This window comes from Cohnella sp. GCM10012308, from assembly GCF_042649185.1.
Classification (GTDB): Bacteria; Bacillota; Bacilli; order Paenibacillales; family Paenibacillaceae; genus Cohnella.
Genome location: NZ_JBHRYU010000023.1, coordinates 35776 through 55228, shown reverse-complemented (window position 1 = coordinate 55228; position 19453 = coordinate 35776). Strand labels below are relative to the sequence as shown.

Below are 19453 nucleotides of genomic sequence, written 5' to 3'. Positions count from 1 at the left end.
GTGTAACTCGGCCGGATCAGTTGCCTGGAAGCGGCGTTGCACGGAAAAACCGTGTAACTCGGCGGATCAGTTGCCTGGGAGCGGCGTTGCACGGAAAAACCGTGCAACGGGCACTCTCCCTCCGCCCAGACAACCGACACACCTTAGCCGGCTATCTGTCAGCCATAAAGAAAAGACCGGAAACGGCAAGGGACTCAAGTCCCTGCAGCCGTTTCCGGTCTTTTTGGTTTTCCTAGCAATCAGCCCTTCGTCGTGGCGATCCGAATGACGTTCCAGGAAGCGCGGCCGAGTACGGCTTGCACGCGTCCAGCATCGATCTTGGATTCGCCGCCGGTGCGAGGGACGACCCGGTTCGGATTGTTCTTGGTGTTGATGGCCTTCAGATCGTCGCTTTCCAGTACGATATGCTCCAGCAGATGCGCTTCGCCGAAGCTGCGGACGTCGACGTCGAGCGCCATCGATTCTTCGAGGTGACGGTTCACCGCGAAAATCGTCAGGAGGCCTTGCTCTTCGTCGAACACGCTGACCGATTCCAGGTAAGGAACGTCGGTGAAGTCCCTGGCGTCGTACTTCGGAGAATCGACCACCGATTGCAGCACCGTGCCCCTGCCGTAATTCGAAGCATGAAGGAACGGGTAGTACGTCGTCTGCAGCCAGAGCGAGCCGCCCGTCTCCGTCATGATCGGAGCAATCGTATTGATCAGTTGGGCGAGGCAGCCCATTTTCACCCGGTCGGCGTGCTTCAGCATCGTGATCAGGTAGCATCCGACGGCGAGCGCGTCTTCGAAGGTGTACGCGTCCTCAAACTCCGGCGGCGCGATCTGCCAGCGTTCGCTCGCGCGGCTTGTGCCGATCGAGTGCCAGACGTTCCATTCGTCGAGCGACAGCATGATTTTTTTCTTGCTGCGCTTTTTCGCCTGGACGTAATCGGCAATCGAAGCTACGCCCCCGATGAACTGGTCGAGATCGAGCGAGCTGGCCAGGAAGTTGGCCGTATCGCCCGCGTTATTGTTGTAATAAGCATGCAGCGAAAGGTAGTCGACCTGATCGTAGGCGAGATCCAGGACGGTCGCTTCCCATTCGGCGAAAGTCGGCATGCCTCTGGAGGAGCTGCCGCAGGCGACCAGCTCGATCGTCGGATCGACCCAGCGCATCACTTTTCCCGTCTCGTTGGCAATACGTCCGTACTCGACCGCGGTTTTCGCGCCGATCTGCCAGGGCCCGTCCATCTCGTTGCCCAGACACCACGTCTTGAAGCGATGGGGCTCGCGGTAGCCGTGGGAAATGCGCATGTCGCTGTAGTAGGAGCCGGAAGGGTGATTGCAGTATTCGACGAGATTTCTCGCGGCGTCGGGGCCGCGCGTGCCGAGGTTAATGGCCATCATTACTTCCGTGCCGGCCAGCTTGGCCCAATCCGCGAATTCGTTCGTGCCGACGGCGTTCGTCTCGGTCGTCCACCAAGCCAGCTCCAGCTTTTGCTTGCGCTCCGACTTGGGTCCCACGCCGTCCTCCCAATTGTAGCCGGACACGAAGTTGCCGCCGGGATAGCGCACGATCGGAACCTGAAGCGCTCGGATCGCCTCCAGCGCGTCGCGGCGGAATCCGTTCTCGTCCGCAGTCGGGTGACCGGGCTCGTAGATGCCGCCGTATACGGCGCGCCCCAAGTGTTCGATAAAGGAACCGTACATCCTAGGATCTACTGCGGATAGCGTGAAGTGCTTGTCGATCAGCATATGAGAGCGTATTGTCATGAAGTTGACCTCCTAAGGATTAAGTTTAAACAAAATTCAATAAAACATTGAAATCCTATATTATTCGTAACATAATAGGTTTTGACAGACAATAATTAATTACAGGATTAACATAAAACAAAATCCTATATGGATGGTGAGCAAGTGTTACTCTCTACCGATTCGAACGCGCTCCGCATCTACGAGGCGCTGGCCAGCGAAGTCCGGTTAAAGATCATCGACAAGCTTTACGAGCGAGAACGGCATGTGAAGGAGCTGGCGGAAGAGCTGTTCCTGAGCAACGCGGTCGTCAGCGGACACATTCGCAAGCTCGAAGAAGCCGGCATCGTCGGCAGCAAGATGAAGCGGATGGACGGCGGGACGTACAAGCTCTGTTATGTGAAAACCGAGTTCATGCAGATCAAGCTGTCTCCGGACGCCCCCGCCTCGTTAAGCTGCCACGAGCTGTCCCTGCCGATCGGCCAATATACCGATTACGAGGCTTGGCCGACCTGCGGCATCGCGACGACGGAGAAGGTCGTCGGCCAGTTCGACAATCCGGTCTGCTTCATGGAGCCGGAGCGGGTGAACGCGGGCATCCTGTGGATGGCCAAGGGCTGGGTCGAGTACAAGCTGCCGAACTATTTGTACAAAGACCAGCGGCTGCACGAGATCGAGATCTCGCTCGAGATCGGTTCGGAGGCGCCGCGCGTGAACGAGAATTGGCCGTCGGACATCCGCTTCGATCTGGGCGGCAAGACCGTAGGGGTGTGGACGAGCCCCGGCGACTTTGGCGATCGACGGGGACGGCTGACGCCGGAATGGTGGCACTCGGACGTCAATCAATACGGCTTGATGAAGGTGCTTCGCATCAAGGAGAAGGGCACCTACATCGACGGCCAGAAAATATCCGGCGTCGGCCTGCGCGATATCGAGACGAGCGCGATGAACTGGACGCTGCGGATCGCCGCGGAGGATACCGGGCGGGGCCGGGGCGGCCTCACGCTCTACGGCAAGGGCTTCGGCAACTACGATCAGGACATTGTCGTTCGCAGCTATTATGTGTAGGGAGCGCGTTTATATTTGCGTTGGGACCAGGCGGTGACGCTTCGGTCTTTTTTTTTGTGATTTGGCTGGTTCGGGGCGGGAAGCGATGCGTTTGGCAGGTAGCTTGCGTGGACTGGACGGAGATGCAGATGGGGGAACGGTTTTACGGACCATGGGGGCGTTATTTAAGCGCATGAAGCGAATATTGGCGGTCTTCCGGACCGTGTTTCCGCTATTTCTTCCGAAGGAGGCACGAAAAACCGGTTTTGCACGCAATAGCGTCCCCTGTGTCCGGTAACGCTCCAAAACACCGTTAACGACGTAAATAGCGTCATCTGTGTCCGGTAACTCCCCAACTCTGTGTCCGCGGGAGAGTGGCGAGCTCCCTGCGCCAGTGACGTTCATGTGCGAAAGTAGGAATTTGCACGCAATAGCGTCCCTTGTGTCCGGTAAACCTCCGCTTACGTCGTTTCTGGCGCAAATAGAGGATCCTTGGTCAGCGACGGGGGTCGAGGTTTGGTGCGGAACCGTGAGAAATGGCATGAGGTCGTCAAAGGCCGCCCCCTCGCTCCGCTCTTAAAAATGAGGAATCAAACTAAAAAATGACGCGCTTATGGCGGCGGGCGGCGGCCCTTACAATGAAAAATGTAAGCGGCTAACAAGCTGCAAGACCATGAGGGGGAGTCAAGCATGAAATCATTGAAATCCCAAGTCGCCGGCGTCGCCGTGGCGTCGCTGTTCACCGTCGCGCTCGCCGCGTGCGGCAGCAATAACAATAATACGGCATCGCCGTCCGCCGCGAGCTCGTCCGCCGCCAGCCCATCGGCATCGGCGTCCGCATCCGCGTCGGCCAGTCCGTCCGCAAGCACGCCAAGCGCCGAGCCGGTCACGCTCAGCATGCTCGTCTCCGGCTCCAAGGCCGCCGACGGCGCCGACTTCGAGCTCGACACGCTGCCGAAGCTCGTCAAGGAAAAGTTCCCGAACGTCACGCTCGAGGTACAGAAGCTGCCCGACGAGCAGTACTACACGACCGTCAAGTCGAAGCTCGCGACGGGCGAAGGCCCGGACATCTTCCTCGTCTTCCCGAACATGGCGAACATGGGCGCGATCGAGGTAGCGAAGGCCGGCTACGCGGCCGACCTGTCCGACCTCAGCTTCTGGAACAACGTAAGCAAGGCCGCCATGAACGACATGAGCTACGAGGGCAAGCCGTACGCCGTCGCCAAGGGCATGGACATCCTCGGCACCTACTACAACAAGGATCTGTTCGCGAAGGCGGGCATCACGGAAGTGCCCAAGGACTGGGACAGCTTCGTCGCCGCCTCCGAGAAGCTCAAGGCTTCCGGCGTCACGCCGATCGTCATGGGCGACAAGGATCCGTGGGTCATCCAGTTCGGCATGTACCAGCTCGCCGCCAACTCCGTCTACCCGTCCGATCCGGACTTCGACAAGAAGCTGCAGACCGGCGAGACGCAGTTGACCGACGCCAAGTGGGTCAAGACGGTCAACCAGTACAAGGAGCTGTACGACAAGGGCTACGTGTCTAAAAACTCGCTCGGCATGGCCAGCGCGCAAGCGATGCAGCAGTTCGTCGACGGCAAGGCGGCCATGATCTTCACGGGCACCTGGGATCTGCCGGGCCTCACCGCGCAAGGCGCGGCGAGCTTCGATCGCGGCTTCTTCTCCCTCCCGGGCAACGACGCGGGCCAGCCGGTCTACGCTTCCGCGGCGACGGCAGCCGGGTACGCGCTGAACGCCAAGTCCAAGCATCTGGACGTCGCGAAGCAAATTTTCGAGTATCTGTACGACGGCCAGTCCCCGCTGTTCCAGGCGTGGATCGCGTCCAATCCGTCCATCAGCGTGTTTAACGGCGTGACGCTCAAGAACGAGATCTTCAAGGACGTGCTGACCGAGATCCAGAGCACGGGCCATGCGTTCTACTTCTCCAACCAAATGTGGCCGGCAGGCGTCAGCGACGTCATGCAGTCCAAGTTCGCGGAGATCATCGGCGGCAAGAAAACGACGGCCGAGGACGTCACCAAGGCGATGCAGGACAAGTACAAAGAGCTTTATAAAGGCTGATCGCCTGCGAGATCAAGGGGGAGCGAGGTTCCCCCTTGATGCAATTCACGCCGAAAGGAAAGAAGCATCATGAACAGTGCCGTGATGAAAAAGACGATGTATTGGTTCGTGCTCCCGGCCCTCCTTTTCTACTGCTTGTTCTGGATTTTTCCGATTCTCAAGCTGTTCCAGTACAGCATCACCGATTACAACGGCTATGTCCAGAAGTTCAACTACGTCGGACTCTCCAACTTCAAAACGCTGTTCCACGAGGAAATTCTCGGCTTGTCCGTCCGCAACACGCTTATTTACACGTTCGTCACCGTCATCCTGGGCAACATCGTCGCGCTTGCGATAGCGTTCCTGCTGAATGCGAATATTCGAGCCAAAGGTCTGTATCGTTCGGCATTTTACATCCCGACGCTGTTCAGCGCGATCGTCGTCGGCTTCATATGGAGCTACGTGTACATGCCGGAAGAGGGACTGATTGCCTCTTTTCTCCATAAGATCGGAATCAACGGAATCGATACGAACTTCCTCGGCAGCTACGACAAGGCGCTCTATTCCATCATTGCGGTCGATATTTGGAAAAACATCGGCACGAGCACGATCATCTTCCTGGCCGGCCTGCAGACGGTGCCGATGGACCTGATCGAAGCGGGAAAAATCGACGGCGCCGGACGCTGGAAGCTCGTGCGCTTCATCAAGATTCCGCTGCTCGCAACTTCCGTCACGATTAACGTAACGCTTAGCGTCATTAACGGGCTGAAGGCGTTCGACTATCCGTTCGTCATGACCAACGGCGGTCCGGGCACGTCGACCAATACGTTGATCTACGCGATGTACAAGATGGCGTTCACCGACCAGCTGTTCGGCAAGGCGTCGGCGCTCGGCATTCTTTCGTTCGCGCTGATCATCGTCATCACCGCCGCGTTCGTCTTCACGCTGAACAGAAGGGAGATCTCCGCATGACCTCCGCCTCGCTAGCCAAGCGTTCGTTCACCCATATTGCGCTGCTCGCGCTCGTCTTTCTCAACCTGGTGCCGCTGTTGATCGTGCTGTCCAGCTCGCTGCGGTCGCCGAAGAATATGACAGACCCGCTCAATTGGTTCAACGAATTCACGTTCCAGAGCTTCCGCTCCGCCTTCACGCGCATGCACTTCCCGACCGCGCTGTGGAACAGCTTCGTGCTGACCGGCGTTTCGGTTATTTTCGTGGTGCTGCTGGCCGCGATGGCCGCCTATCCGATGGCGCGCATCCGCAGCCGGACGAGCAAGTTCCTGTACTTGTTCTTCCTGTCCGGCCTCGTCGTGCCCGGCCAGATGGTGCTCATCCCGATCATTCAGATGATCAAGTCCGTCGGCATTCCGATGAACCAATACACGCCGATTCTCATGTTCATCACGTGCAGCCTGCCTTTTTCCACGTTCCTGTACACCGGCTTCATCCGCAGCGGCGTGCCCGAGGAGCTGGAGGAGGCGGCGCATATCGACGGCGCGGGGATGTTCCGCAGATACTGGCAGATCGTGTTCCCGCTGCTGCTGCCGGTGACCGTCTCGGTCGTCATCACGCAGGGCGTCTGGATCTGGAACGATTACTTCTTCAACATGGTGTTTATCACGAAAACGCTGGCGGCGCCGCTTCCGGTCGCCATGCTCGGCTTCCTCGGCGACCAGCAGAATCCGGCGCAGTGGAACGTGCTGTTCGCGGCCTGCATCCTGTGCGCGCTGCCGCTGCTGCTCGCGTTCCTCGCGCTGCAGAAATACTTCGTCGGCGGCATGACCGTCGGCGCGGTCAAGGGTTGAACGCGGCGGACAGGCGCGGGGAGCGTCCCCCGCCGGTTCGCTATGCCTGCGGCCGGATATCGGCTATGATGAAAAGACTCCGGACGGAGTCTTTTTGCCGTCCGCCACTTCCACAGAACGAAGGTAGACCGTTGACGAACAGATTAAATAGATCGAACAGATTAAATAGATCGAACAGATCGAACAGATCAAACAGATCAAACAGATCGAACAGATCGAGCGGCCGCGTCCTTCGCGTCTGGCTGATCGGGCTTCTCCCGGCTTTGCTGGCGGCGGCGCTGACCGGCTGCGCGAAGCAGGACCTGAGCGCGGAGGCGACGCCGTCCAGCTCCGTGAAGCCGGTGCCGGTGCTTTACATGACCGCGGGCAACGAGAAATCCGGCAGCACCCGCATCATCAGCGAGCTCGCGCAGGAATACGCGAAGACGCATCCGGACTTCCGCTTCACGATCGAAAGCGTGCAGAATAACGATCTGACGCAAAAGGTCCAGCTCCTTGCCGCGAGCAACGATCTTCCGCAAATGTTCTCCTTTCAGTCCGGCGAGCCGCTTCTGGACATGATTCGCAGCGGCGCGGTCCTAGAGCTGCAAGGCACGTTCGACCGGCTGGGCATCGCGGACAAGCTCAACCCGGTCGCGGTCGACTTGCTGGAGCGGATGGCGGACGGCGCGGGCTTGTACGCGCTGCCGCTCGAGCTGAACATCGAGGGCTTCTGGTACAACAAGCGGCTGTTCGCCCGTTATCATCTGGACGAGCCGCAAACCTGGGACGACATGGTGAGGGCCGCCAGCGTATTTAAAAATGGAGGGATTCAGCCCTTCGCCGTCGCCGGCAAGGGCAAATGGCCGATCACGCGGTTGATCAACGCTTACGCCATTCGCAAGCTGGGCGCGGACGCGATGGAGCGCGTCTACAAGGGCGAGCTGAAGCTGACGGATCCGGGCTTCGTCGAAGCGGCGGACGCCGTGCAGCGGATGGGCCAGGCGGGATACTTCGGGCAGGATGCGAACAAGATCGATTTCGGATCGGCCTTCCGCGCGTTCACGCAAGGTCAAGCCGCGATGATTTACACGGGAAGCTGGTCGGTCAGAGATCTGAACACGGCCGCCGAAGGACGGATCGCGCCGGAAGACATCGGTTTTTTCAGCATTCCGCTCGTACCGGGCGGCCAGGGCGCCCTGGATGAATATCCCGTGAACGCAGGCGTGACGACCTCCTTCTCGCGCGAATCGTTCGATGACGGACTGGGCGATTTTATTCAGTACGCGTTTGCGCGTTACGGCGATCGGGCGATGAACGAACTGGGCATGATCACGGGCTTCAATTCGGATACGGCAAGGTCGGCCATGCCGCCGCTCACCCGGATGGTGCAAGAGAAGCTGGACGGCATGTCGCGGACCTCGCTCTGGTTCGAGGCGCGCTTCGATGCGCGGACCCAACTGCTGGCATGGAACGGCGCGCAGCTGCTGCTCGCGGACGCGAGCTATACGCCGGCCGCCTATATGAGCGAATTGCAAGCCGCGCTGGACGATGCGTCGCGATAAGCCGGCTTGCGGCTGCCGCAGCATCTGTTCCGTTTCTCCTCGGGGAGACGGAATTTTTTTGTCTTAAAAATGAGGACTAAAACTAAAATTTGGCGCACTTATGACGCGGGAAGCAACCGCTTACAATGAAACATGACATCGGCGATCCTGCGCCGGCACGGAGGAGTGATGGCGAGCGGGCGGGCGGGCCCGAATGCGGCGGGCAGGAGACGATCGATCCATATTTGATAGAAACGGCAGGTGTGCAAATGAACAAGACAATCGTCCGCACGGGCAAAAAGAGCGTATCCGCGCTGATGGCCGGCGTGCTGTCGGCGGGACTGGCGCTGGGCGCGCATGCACCGGCGGCTTCGGCGGCAGAGCCGGGAGGCGCAATTTCCTTTAAAACGCAGACGGGCGGCACATTCGACGGCATGCCGCTGTTCGACGGAAATCCGAGCCATCTCGACGCCTTCGTGGATACGTACTATGACTACATCGGGCTCGAGGGCGCGGCACTGTACGCGACGGGCATCCGGGACAACTATACGTTCGTTATGGACGCCGCGGACAACAGCGGGCACAAGGGCAAGATCGTCCCGGGCGGGCTCGCGGCTGCGGACAACGTATACGGCGTATCGACGGACTTCCCCGCGCTCGTCGGCCTCGGGCAGACCTGGAACAAAGCGCTCGTCTCGCAGGTCGGCAAGGTCATGGGCAGCGAGAAAATCAGCCAGCTGAACGTCAAGCAGGGAACGGCCAACATCCATAACGGTTCCAACACGTCGCGTTCGATCGCCTTTACCGCGCTCTCCGACGTTCGCGTCAATCCGCTCAACGGGCGGACGCCCGAAGGCTACGGCGAGGATCCTTACCTGTCGGCAACCTTGATCGACAACATGGCTTCCGGCCTTGCCGGCACCGACCAGGAGGCGAGCCAGGACGGGTTCTGGCAGCGCGCGGTCGTCGGCACCAAGCACTTTTCCTTGTATAACGCGGAGTGGTTCCGCCAGACGTCGAGCACGAACGCCGGCGCGCGGGCCATCTACGAATACCAGATTCCGTCGGCGTTCAAGGGGCTGGAGTCGGGCTCGGTCGCCGGCGTCATGACGTCCTTCGGCCGCACGAACGGCGTGCCGAACATCATCTCGCCCTACATGATTCTGGGCAGCCAGCTCGCACGCTACGGCATGTATTCGTCGCCGGACTTCAACGGCGAGAATCATCTGTTCAACACAAGCTTCAGCAACGGGTTCGACGCGCAGTATACGCTCGACCGCAAGCACGCGCTCGCGCTGATGGTGCTGGCGCATTCCGAGTCGGTGCGCGCTTCGGGCACGGACAAGACGGACGTCGTCACCTTGGCGAACGCCGTCAAGGAAGGGCTGTACGGCATCACGCTCCAGGACGTGGAGGAAGCCGGCCGTCCGATCGTGAACCAGCTGGCCCGCCTGGGCATCTTTAATGAAGTCGACGCAAGCGGCGTGCCGATCAACTATCCGTTCGCGAGTCAGGCGAAGGACGTGGCAACGACGCTCACCGACTTCAGCACGGCCGCCCACCAGGAGGTGGCGCTGCAAGCCGCGAGAGAATCGGTCGTCCTGCTCAAGAACACGGACGAAGCGCTTCCGCTGGCCAAGAGCAAGAAGGCTGCCGTCATCGGCGCGTACGCCGACATGCGTATGCGTCCCGGCTACGCCGCGGCGACGCCGGCGGCGCTCGCGAACGCGGGCAAGACGCCGCTGTATTCGATCCTGAATACGATCGGCGCGGGCAACGTGAAGTTCTCGACCGGCAGCGCGGTCGTCGCGCTCAAGTCGGCCGCGAACGGCAAGTATGTCACCGCAAGCACGGGCGCAGGCGCGCAGCTGAACGCGAGCTTCGCGGGCGCCGCGAACGCGCTGACCGATGCGCAGCTGTTCGATTACTACGATTGGGGCCAGAACGCAGTCAGCTTGAAGTCCAAGGCCAACGGCCTCTGGGTGACGGCGCCGACCGCGAACAGCACGGGCGTGGGCAACACCGCTACGGCAAACCTGCTGCTCACCAATCCGGACTGGACGACGCTGGCCTCTACGGGCATCAACAGCACCGTGCCGGCCAAGCTCCGCTTCGAACCGAACGGCGGCAGCTCCGTATCGATCGTCTCGGGCGGCCTGGCGATTCAGACGGGCCTGTTCGGCGGACGCCTGCTGACGACCGGCGCGGACGGCGCCGTAGCGACCGGGGCTTCGACGATCGGCACGATCGCCAACTTCAACGCGCGGGACAATAGCGCGAAGTTCGACAAGACGGTCGTGCAGGAAGCGGGCATGGGCGCGGATATCGCGGCGATGGCCAACACGCAGGACTACGCGCTCGTATTCGTCGGCGCGCATCCGAACAACAGCGGCGGCGAAGGCTCCGACCGTGCCGACCTGTACCTCGGCGCCGACGATTACAAGATCGCGCACAATGTCGCGGCGGCGTTCGCGGCCAAAAACAAGAAGACGATCGTCGTGCTCCTCGCGAGCTCGCCGGTCATCATGGAAGAGATCCAGAAGGATCCGAACGTATCGGCCGTCATCACGCAGCCATACTCCGGCGAGTTCGAAGCGCAAGGTCTGACGGACGTTCTGTTCGGCGACTACGCGCCGACCGGCCGCCTGTCCGCGACCTGGTACGCGGATATGTCCGCGCTGCCGGCGATCGACAAGTATTCGATTCCGGAAGGCAACACGGCGATCTCGGGCGTCGACCAGCTCGATCCCCGTTTCGTGTCCGACATGTTCAACGCCGATCCGGTCGAAGCCAAGCTCACTTATATGTTCACGAATGCGCCGATTACTTACGAATTCGGCTACGGCCTCTCCTACGGCGACTTCACGTACAAGGAATTCACCGCGCCGAGCGCTGCGGCGGCGAATCAGAAGTTCAACGTATCCGTCGAGCTTACCAACGAAGGCTCGATCACGACCTCCGAGGTCGTGCAGCTGTACGCGCGGAAAAACGGTTCCGCCTACGGCGCAGAAGTGCCAGCCAAAAAGCTGGTCGCCTATGATAAGGTCGAGCTGACCCAGGGCGAGCACAAAATCGTCACGCTCAGCGTCGATCCGAAGGACCTGGCGATCTGGGACGTGAACAAGGGCGATTATATCGTCGAAGACGGCGCCTACACGTTCATGATCGGCCGCTCCTCCAAGGATATCCGGTCGACCAAAGACATCGCGATCTCCGGCGACTCGCTCGCGACGCTGGATGCCAAGACGGCATTTAACGTGTTCGACCATGCTTATGATTCTTATGCGGTCGCTTACCGCGAGGCTTCGAAGGCGAACACCGTCGAGAGCCTTCGCGCAGACAATATCGCGGGCGAATACTACGCGGTCATGTCTAAGGGCGCAGGCTCCTGGGTCGCGCTGCCGAAGACGGACTTCACGGGCGCCAAAAAAATCGAAGCAAGCGTAGGCACGAACGGAGCGGGCGGCAACATTACGCTGCGGGCGGACTCGCCGACGGCCGAGCCGTTCGCGACGATCGCCGTGCCGGTCACGGGCAAGACGACTTATGTCATGCCGACGGCCGCCGATCAGACGGTCAATGAACTTGGTTATGTGAAAGTCGAGGCTGCCGTAGCGGCGGCGCCTGCGGGTACGCATACGGTGTACGTCGTATTCGAAGCCGCCGACCTGCGCATCGATTCCCTGCAGGTGACGCAAACGGCCGTGAACATCGCCAAGCCGGTGGACGGCGCGGCACTGCCGGCCGCGAAGCCGGGCGTGGCGTACGATCAGACGCTGGCGCTCGAAGCAAGCGGCGGCACCGCTCCTTATACGTGGAGCGTGACGGGACTGCCGGAGGGACTGAGCTTCGACGCTGCGACGGGCAAGATCACGGGCACCGTGGCGGACGGCGCAGTAGATAGCAGTCCGTATACGGTGACGATCTCGGCGACGGACGCGAACGACGAGAAGGTATCGGTCACGAATACGCTGGCCATCGGCGACGTGCTGGGCATCGGCGCGCCGGAAGGCGGAGCCGTACCGGCAGCCAAGGTTGGCGCGGCATACAGCGTGCAGCTGGCGGCTTATGGCGGCACGGAGCCTTACGCCTGGACGGTGACGGGATTGCCGGAAGGGCTGGTGCTGGATGCTGGAGCGCAGAAGATTAGCGGCGTTCCGGCTGCGGGCACGGATGCCGAGAGCCCGTACGAAGTCGTCATTCGCGTGACGGATTCCGCCAATGTTTCCCGGGAAATGACGGCGTCTCTGACCGTCTCGCCGTCGGATCCGGTCGATCCGGGGGTGGAGGAGCTCGCGATTACGTCGCCTGCTGCGGGCAGCGCGATCGTATCGGGCAATGAAGGCAGCGCGTACGATCAGGTACTGACGCTGACGGCCACGGGCGGCACGGAGCCGTACGTCTGGAGCGTAAGCGGATTGCCGACAGGCTTAACGTTCGATCCTGCGACACTCCGCATCTCCGGTACGCCGACGAGCAGCGGTACGTTCCCGCTGTCGATCACGGCGACGGATGCGGAAGAACGCACGGCAACGGTAGCGGCGAGCCTCACCATCGCGCCGATCTATGTGCCGCCGTATGTGCCGCCGGTGACGACGCCGGTTACGGAGACGAATCAGCCTGATGCCGAAGGCAAGTTGAAGGTGACCGATACGATGCTGACGGTGGGCGACGCGGGTGCATCCGTGACGCTGCCTGCAGGCACGAAGACGGCGCAGCTGCCTGCGAGCTTGCTCGGCAAGGCGGATGGCAAGAGCCTGGCGCTTAAAGCTGACGGCTTGTCGCTGAACCTGCCGGCAGCCGTAGTGAAGCAGCTTGCGGCCGCAATCCCGGCGGATCGCCTCGGCGATGCGCAGGTGCAAGTATCGTTTAAGGCAGTTGACGCTGCTGAGGCGGCGCAGGCCGTTGGAGCATCGACCGATGCGACGAACGTACGCCTTGCAGGCGACGTTATCGAGTTCACGCTAACCGTCGTCGTTGGCGATGCCAGCACGGCCGTGACGACGTTCGACGCGCCGATCACGCTGACGCTGCAGGCGGATGGCGTCACGAATCCGAAGCTCGGCGGCATTTTCTACCTGGCGGGCAACGGACAGCGCCAGTATGTCGACAGCAAGTATGTGGATGGCGCTTATGTCGCGCAGATTCAACACTTTAGCAAGTATGCGGTGCTTGAAGTCGCCAAGAACTTCGCCGACGTCCCGGCTTCGCACTGGGCGATCGAAGTGATCAAGGAGCTGGCGGCCAAGCAGATCGTCGGCGGTACGAGCGAGACGACGTTCGAGCCAAGCCGCACGATCACGCGCGCCGAGTTCACGCAGCTGCTGGCAGGCGCGCTGAAGCTGACGGACGAAGGCAAGCAGTCCTTCGCCGACGTGTCGGCAGGCGTCTGGTACGCGAAGCCGATCGCGCTGGCGGCTGAAGCCGGCATCGTGACGGGCCGCGGCGACGGCACGTTCGATCCGAGCGGCGCGATCACCCGCCAGGAGATGGCGACGATGATCGTGAAGGCGTACCGCTACCTGCACGGCACCGCGGCAGCAGCCGGCGCAGGCGCAAGCTTCGCCGACGCGGACCGCATCGCCGCTTGGGCGGCGCCGTACGTGGCCGAAGCCTCGTCGCTGGGCCTGCTGTCGGGCCGGGGCGCAGGACAGTTCGCGCCGCAAGGCGTAACGACCCGCGCCGAAGCCGCGCAGTCGGTGTACAATTTGCTGCAAAAGTAACAGTGTGCTAGAAAGGCGCAATGAACGCCAAGCCCCCCGGGCTTGGCGTTTTTTCTGCGCAGCGGGGGAGGCAGCGAGAGGGGGCGGAGCAGGGACGGGGACGTGGCAGAGTTGGGGGAGGTGACGGAGGTGACGGAGGTGACGGAGGTGACAGAGGTGACAGAGGTGACAGAGGTGACAGAGGTGACAGAGGTGACAGAGGTGACAGAGGTGACAGAGGTGACAGAGGTGACGAGGTGACGAGGTGACGAGGTGACGGGGCGATCGTAGGGAGGCGCTAGTTGTTAAAAGGCAGCTAATTCCGTGCCGCAATCGCAAAACGAGCAAGTTAGTTGCTGAAAGGCAGTTAATGCCCTGAATTATGGGCAGAAACGCCTCTCTCGCAGGAATTAACTGCCTTCTGACACTTATTTACTTTGACGTGAATCGATGAGGAAAAATAAAAGCCTTTTAGCCACTATTCGATCGGAGGCGGATCGGAGGGGCGGCGGGTCGGAGGCGGATCGGAGGGGCGGCGGGTCGGAGGCGGATCGGAGGGGCGGAGGCGGGTCGGAGGGTCGGAGGGTCGGAGGAGGATCGGCGGGGCAGCGGCGGTGGTGGCGGCGATGAAGCGCGGGTCGGAGGCGGGGCGGCGGGGACGGCGTCGATGAAAGACGAATCGGCGGCGGTTAAGCAGCGGCGCGGAGCGGAATTCGAGAGTTTCCGGATCTGTGACGGCACACAGTCGGATGATACCCGCCCGCCTCCTTAAAAACGCGGAGCTTTCCTAAAAAATCCGTACCTTAATATTGCGTGCGCGATTGGTTACAATGAAAGGAAACGGGTCGTGCAGCCGCACCTTCATTCGCTATTCGCTAATGCGCGGCAAGCCGGGCGCACTGAAAGATTGGTTCCGCTTACAATACACCTGCGATGCCCGTAAAGGATGCTTGCCATGATAACGAGACTCCGCCGTTTTTTGCTTAAACTCAGGCCTCCCCGGATCCGAAGCCGATTTTTGGCGGCCATGATTTTGGTGTCGCTTCCGCCGCTGTTCGTGCTGGGCTACGTTTCTCTGAACATTTCCAAGGACATGCTCGTGCAAAACCATATACAGGCTAACGCGGACCACCTCAAGACGTCCAGCGAAGTCGCCGATCTGCTCATGCGCAACATTATTAATATGAACCGCATCATTCTGTCCAACGACCAGCTTCGGCAGGAGCTGTACCGGAGCGGCGAGGCGAAGGCGGACGGGCAGGGCGTCATCGACGTCCGCACGGCCAACCTGCTGCAAAATATCGTCGTATCCAATCTGTTCGACATCCAGAATATCGATTCGATCTGCCTGTTCGACCGCAATTTCCGGTCCGTCTGTTACGGACGCTCGGAGCAGGCCGGGAAGTACGGCTCCGAGGAGACGCGCGGACTGATCGAGCGCACGGACTGGTACGCGCAGGCCGAGCAGGCCAAGGGCAAGGAAGTGTTTTTCGGCTACAACGTGCTCGAGGAATCGCCTTACGGCAATGCGTTTTCCAGCGTCAAGCTGCTGCGCGATCCGAACCGGCTGAGCGGGGACAAGATCGGCTTGCTCGTCATTAACATCCGCAAGTCGATTTTCGAGCAGACGGTCAACGAGAGCGACGAGAGCGGGTTTCTTGTACTCGATACGCGGGAGACGAATCCGGTCGTCGTCTACGACCTGCGTCCGGCGCTCACGTCCGGCGTCGGCATCGGCGGCAGCCTGGATGCGATGTTCGCGAACATGCGCAAGGCCGGCTACCTGTACAGCCAGTACCGGAACGCGACGAGCGGCTGGATGTTCGTCCACTTCGTCGAGGCCAAGACGCTGCTTCAGCAATCCCAGCGCATCACGCTGACGACGGGACTGCTGGCCGCGCTGATGGCCGGCATCGCGCTCGCGGTATCTTATTTTGTGTCGGGTACGATCACCAAGCCGCTGCTGCAGCTGAAAAAAATGATCGGCGACTGGGCCAAGGGCCATTCTGCGCCAGAGGCGGGCGAGGCGTTTCTCGCGGACGAGGTCGGCGTCATCGGGCAGACGTTCCAGCGGGTAACGGCGGACTATCAGGTGCTGAGCGAGCGGCTACTGCAGGCGCAGCTCAAGGAGCGGGAAGCCGAGCTGCGTTCGCTGCAAGCGCAGATCAAGCCGCATTTTTTATACAATACGCTCGATTCGATCTACTGGATGTCGATGCTCGAGGAGAAGCACGATATCGCCCAGATGGCGCTGTCGCTGTCCGAGAGCTTCAAGCTGAGCCTTAATAAAGGCAAGGAGACGATCCCGGTCTACAAGGAGCTCAAGCATATCGAGCACTACATGATCATCCAGAACCTCCGCTACGACAACCGGTTCAAATACGAGGAAAAGGTCGATCCGGACATCATGAGCTACGAGATTATGAAGCTCATGCTCCAGCCGCTCGTCGAGAACGCCATCTATCACGGACTCGAGCCCAAGGTCGGCGAGGGGACGGTGCGGTTGACGGGGGTTAAGGACGGGGAGTTCCTGTCGTTCACGGTGACCGACGACGGGGTCGGCATGGCGGATATCCGGAAGACGGAGGAAGGGTACGGCATGCGCAACGTGCGGGAACGCCTGGAAATCTATTACGGACCGACAAGCTCGTTTTCGATCCGCAGCCGGCCGGGCGAAGGCACGTCGATCGAGCTGCGCTTTCCGCACAAGTTATACAAGGAGGAGTAGTCATGCTGAAGGCGGTCGTGTTCGATGACGAATTTATCGTGCTGAAGGGGCTGGAACGTCTGATCGACTGGCGCGAGCACGGCGTCGAGCTGGCGGGGACGGCCAAGGACGGGCTGTCCGCGCTGGAGATGTTCAGGACGCTGCGGCCCGATATCGTCATGACCGACATCCGCATGCCGGGCATGGACGGGCTTCAACTGATCGAACACATCCAGGAGGAAGCGCCGGATACGATGTGCATCGTGTTCAGCGGCTACAACGAGTTCGACTACGTCAAGCGCGCGATCAAGCTCGGCGTGGTGGACTATCTGGAGAAGCCGATCACGATCTCGAAGATTCGGGAAGGCATCGAAAAGGCGGTTGCGCGCATCGGCGAGCGAAGCGAGATGTCGAGCCTGAAGCGGAGATGGCAGGAGGGGCTGCTGGAAAAGGCGACGCTCGATCTGCTTCTCTACGGACGAGATGCCGAAGACGCGTGGAAGGTGCAGTTTGGCCCGGAAGCGGAGGTCGTGCGGGGCGTCACGGTCGTCGCCAGCGCGGATTCGGCGTTCGAGCTGCCGGAGGGGCCGGGCTGCCGCGTGGTGCCGGTTCGATACGGCGCCGAATATTTGCACGCTATTTTCCATCTGGGCGAGATCGTCAGCGATTGGACCAGCGCTCTGCAGGCTTGGGGAGGGTCCGCCGTCGGCTCCGGGGCGACGCACGCCGAGCCCGGCGATGCTGCCGCCAGCTATCGCGAGGCGCTACGGGCGCTCCGCTACGGCAAATATCTCGAGGGAACCGGCTGGACCCGGTACGAGGATCTGGGCGACGGCCACGCTCCCGCGCCCGAGCTGTCCGATCTGGAGGAGGGCATTCTCTTCGACCTGCGGCTCGGGGATAAGGAAGGCCTGCTGCTGAAGCTGGACGGCTATCTGGCGTCGTTCAAGCAGGGAAAGGTCGACCCGGAAGTCGCGGAGCTCGAGCTGCTCAAGCTGCTGCTGCATGCCGTCGAAGCGGCCAAAGAAACGGGAGGCGACGCTTCCGAGCTCGATCGCGCCGGCGAGCCGCCTCAGCTCGCGCTGAGAAATCTCGAGACAAGGTCGGCGCAGGCCGCCTGGCTGCGGGCGGAGATCGAGCGGATCGCGGACTGGATACGCGGCGTGCGGCAGCGGACCAAGCATTCCGCGGTGGAGAAGGCGCTTGCCTACATGGAGCTTCACTATGGCAGGGATCTGACCCAGCAGGAAGTCGCGGCGCATGTCGAGATGAACGCCGCGTATTTCAGCCTGCTTTTCAAGGAGCAGATGGGCCTCTCCTATATCAAATATTTGACCAAGCTGCGCATGGAAAAGGCGAAGACGCTGCTAGAGGAAGGCATCCCGACCCAGGAAATCAGCGAGCGGGTGGGGTACTATCATGCGCGTCACTTTGCCGAAGTGTTCAAAAAGCAGACCGGCATGACGCCCGGACAGTACCGGTCGACCGGGAGAGGGCGATGAGCGGCTTGCGGCAGCCGGAACGCGGCCGTTTATTCCGGCTGCCGGCTCTCCGCCTCGCCCTGCCGGCGCTCTCCGCGCTCATGCTGGCGTCCTGCGACGGCGCCCCGGCGCCGGCCCTCGTTCCGGCGGACGATACGACGACGATTTTGTATCTGTCCTCCAACAAAGAAAACGAAGGCAGCTCCAGAATCATCAGCGAGCTCGCCCGGGAATATCAAAGCGAGCATCCGTCGGTCCGGTACAAGTTCGAGAACGTGTCGGAGAGCGACCTGAACCAGCGCGTGCAGCTGCTCGCGGCGAGCAACGATCTGCCCGTGCTGTTCAGCTATCAATCTGGCAAGCCGCTGCTCGATCTCATCGACAGCAACGCCACGCTCGATCTGGAGCGGACGTTCGCGGAGCTCGGCATGGCGGACAGCCTGAATCCCGCGGCCGTCGAACTGCTCAAGGCGTACGCGGAAGGAAAAGGCTTGTATGCGCTGCCGCTCGAGATGAACATCGAAGGCTTCTGGTACAACAAGACCCTTTTCGCAAAATACGGCTTGCCTGAGCCAAGGACCTGGAACGAGATGCTGGCGGCGGCAGAGACGTTCAAGCGCGAGGGCATCCAGCCGTTCGCCGTGGCCGGCAAGGAGAAGTGGCCGATCACGCGCCTGATCAACGCCTACGCGATCCGCAAGCTCGGCGTCGACGCGATGGAAGAAGTGGATAAGGGAGAGCTGTCGCTCGCCGATCCCGGCTTCGTCGAGGCGGCCGATGTCGTGCAGCGGATGGGGCTCCAGGGATACTTCGGCTCCCGCGTGAACACGATCGACATGGGCACGTCGGTCAACCTGTTCCTGCAGGGCAAGGCAGCTATGTTCTACATGGGCAGCTGGCAGCTGCGCGCCTTTAACGACCGGACGCAGAACAAGATCGGAGCGGACAACGTCGGTTTTTTCAGCATCCCGCTCGTGCAGGACGGCCTGGGCTCGCTCGACGAATATCCGGTGAACGCCGGCCTGACCACTTCCTTTTCCAAATCTTCGTATACGCCCGAGGTGGGCGATTGGATGAAGTTCGTGTTCGAGCGTTACGGGGACCGCGCCATGTCCGAGCTCGGCATGGTGACGGGATTTAACGTAAAGGACGTGCCCGAGGATGCGCCGCCGCTCACGAGAATGGTCCAGAGCAAGATCGGCGAGGTGAAAAAGGGAGCGCTGTGGTTCGAGGCCCGCTTCAGCACCAAGGCGCAGCTGCTAGCATGGGACAACGCACAGTTGCTCGTTACAAGCGCGGGTTATTCGCCTAAGGATTATCTGGGCGAGCTGCAGCGGCAGCTGGAAGCCGATCGCGCGGCGGAAGGCCGGTAGGTAACGGATTGCGAGGGAGCGCGA

Annotated in this window: 11 protein-coding genes; 10 read left to right on the top strand and 1 reads right to left on the bottom strand. The window is 61.0% G+C overall.

Going from position 1 to position 19453, the window contains the following annotated elements; all coding sequences use genetic code 11:
• Positions 1 to 239 precede the first annotated feature (239 nt).
• A complete protein-coding gene (gene arfA, locus ACFOTD_RS22215) occupies positions 240 to 1751 on the bottom strand; it encodes an arabinosylfuranosidase ArfA (protein ID WP_378122126.1) in 1512 nt (503 codons plus the stop codon).
• 144 nt (positions 1752 to 1895) lie between these two features.
• On the opposite strand from arfA, the gene ACFOTD_RS22210 reads away from it, so the two are divergent.
• From ACFOTD_RS22210 to ACFOTD_RS22165, 10 genes are all read left to right on the top strand, one after another.
• Positions 1896 to 2798, top strand: coding sequence for an ArsR/SmtB family transcription factor (locus tag ACFOTD_RS22210; RefSeq protein ID WP_378122125.1), 903 nt, complete (start codon positions 1896 to 1898; stop codon positions 2796 to 2798).
• Positions 2799 to 3467: 669 nt separating this feature from the next.
• On the top strand, positions 3468 to 4859 hold the full coding sequence (locus ACFOTD_RS22205) for an ABC transporter substrate-binding protein (protein WP_378122124.1): 1392 nt from the start codon (positions 3468 to 3470) through the stop codon (positions 4857 to 4859).
• 69 nt (positions 4860 to 4928) lie between these two features.
• Positions 4929 to 5810: a carbohydrate ABC transporter permease gene (locus ACFOTD_RS22200; protein ID WP_378122123.1), complete on the top strand. Its 882-nt coding sequence runs from the start codon at positions 4929 to 4931 to the stop codon at positions 5808 to 5810.
• Positions 5807 to 6643, top strand: a complete 837-nt coding sequence (locus ACFOTD_RS22195) for a carbohydrate ABC transporter permease (protein WP_378122122.1) — start codon at positions 5807 to 5809, stop codon at positions 6641 to 6643. Before ACFOTD_RS22200 ends, ACFOTD_RS22195 begins: the two co-directional genes overlap by 4 nt.
• A 263-nt stretch (positions 6644 to 6906) precedes the next feature.
• The gene (locus ACFOTD_RS22190) at positions 6907 to 8187 is read left to right on the top strand and encodes an ABC transporter substrate-binding protein (protein ID WP_378122121.1); all 1281 of its coding nucleotides are present in this window, start codon (positions 6907 to 6909) and stop codon (positions 8185 to 8187) included.
• 248 nt (positions 8188 to 8435) lie between these two features.
• On the top strand, positions 8436 to 13889 hold the full coding sequence (locus tag ACFOTD_RS22185) for an S-layer homology domain-containing protein (protein WP_378122120.1): 5454 nt from the start codon (positions 8436 to 8438) through the stop codon (positions 13887 to 13889).
• A 102-nt stretch (positions 13890 to 13991) separates the two neighbouring features.
• Complete coding sequence (locus tag ACFOTD_RS22180; protein WP_378122118.1) at positions 13992 to 14129, top strand: hypothetical protein; 138 nt, start codon at positions 13992 to 13994, stop codon at positions 14127 to 14129.
• A gap of 766 nt (positions 14130 to 14895) precedes the next feature.
• Positions 14896 to 16596: a sensor histidine kinase gene (locus ACFOTD_RS22175; RefSeq protein ID WP_378122174.1), complete on the top strand. Its 1701-nt coding sequence runs from the start codon at positions 14896 to 14898 to the stop codon at positions 16594 to 16596.
• A 2-nt stretch (positions 16597 to 16598) separates the two neighbouring features.
• Positions 16599 to 18077, top strand: coding sequence for a response regulator (locus ACFOTD_RS22170; RefSeq protein WP_378122117.1), 1479 nt, complete (start codon positions 16599 to 16601; stop codon positions 18075 to 18077).
• Positions 18074 to 19429: an ABC transporter substrate-binding protein gene (locus tag ACFOTD_RS22165; protein ID WP_378122116.1), complete on the top strand. Its 1356-nt coding sequence runs from the start codon at positions 18074 to 18076 to the stop codon at positions 19427 to 19429. Before ACFOTD_RS22170 ends, ACFOTD_RS22165 begins: the two co-directional genes overlap by 4 nt.
• Positions 19430 to 19453 lie beyond the last annotated feature (24 nt).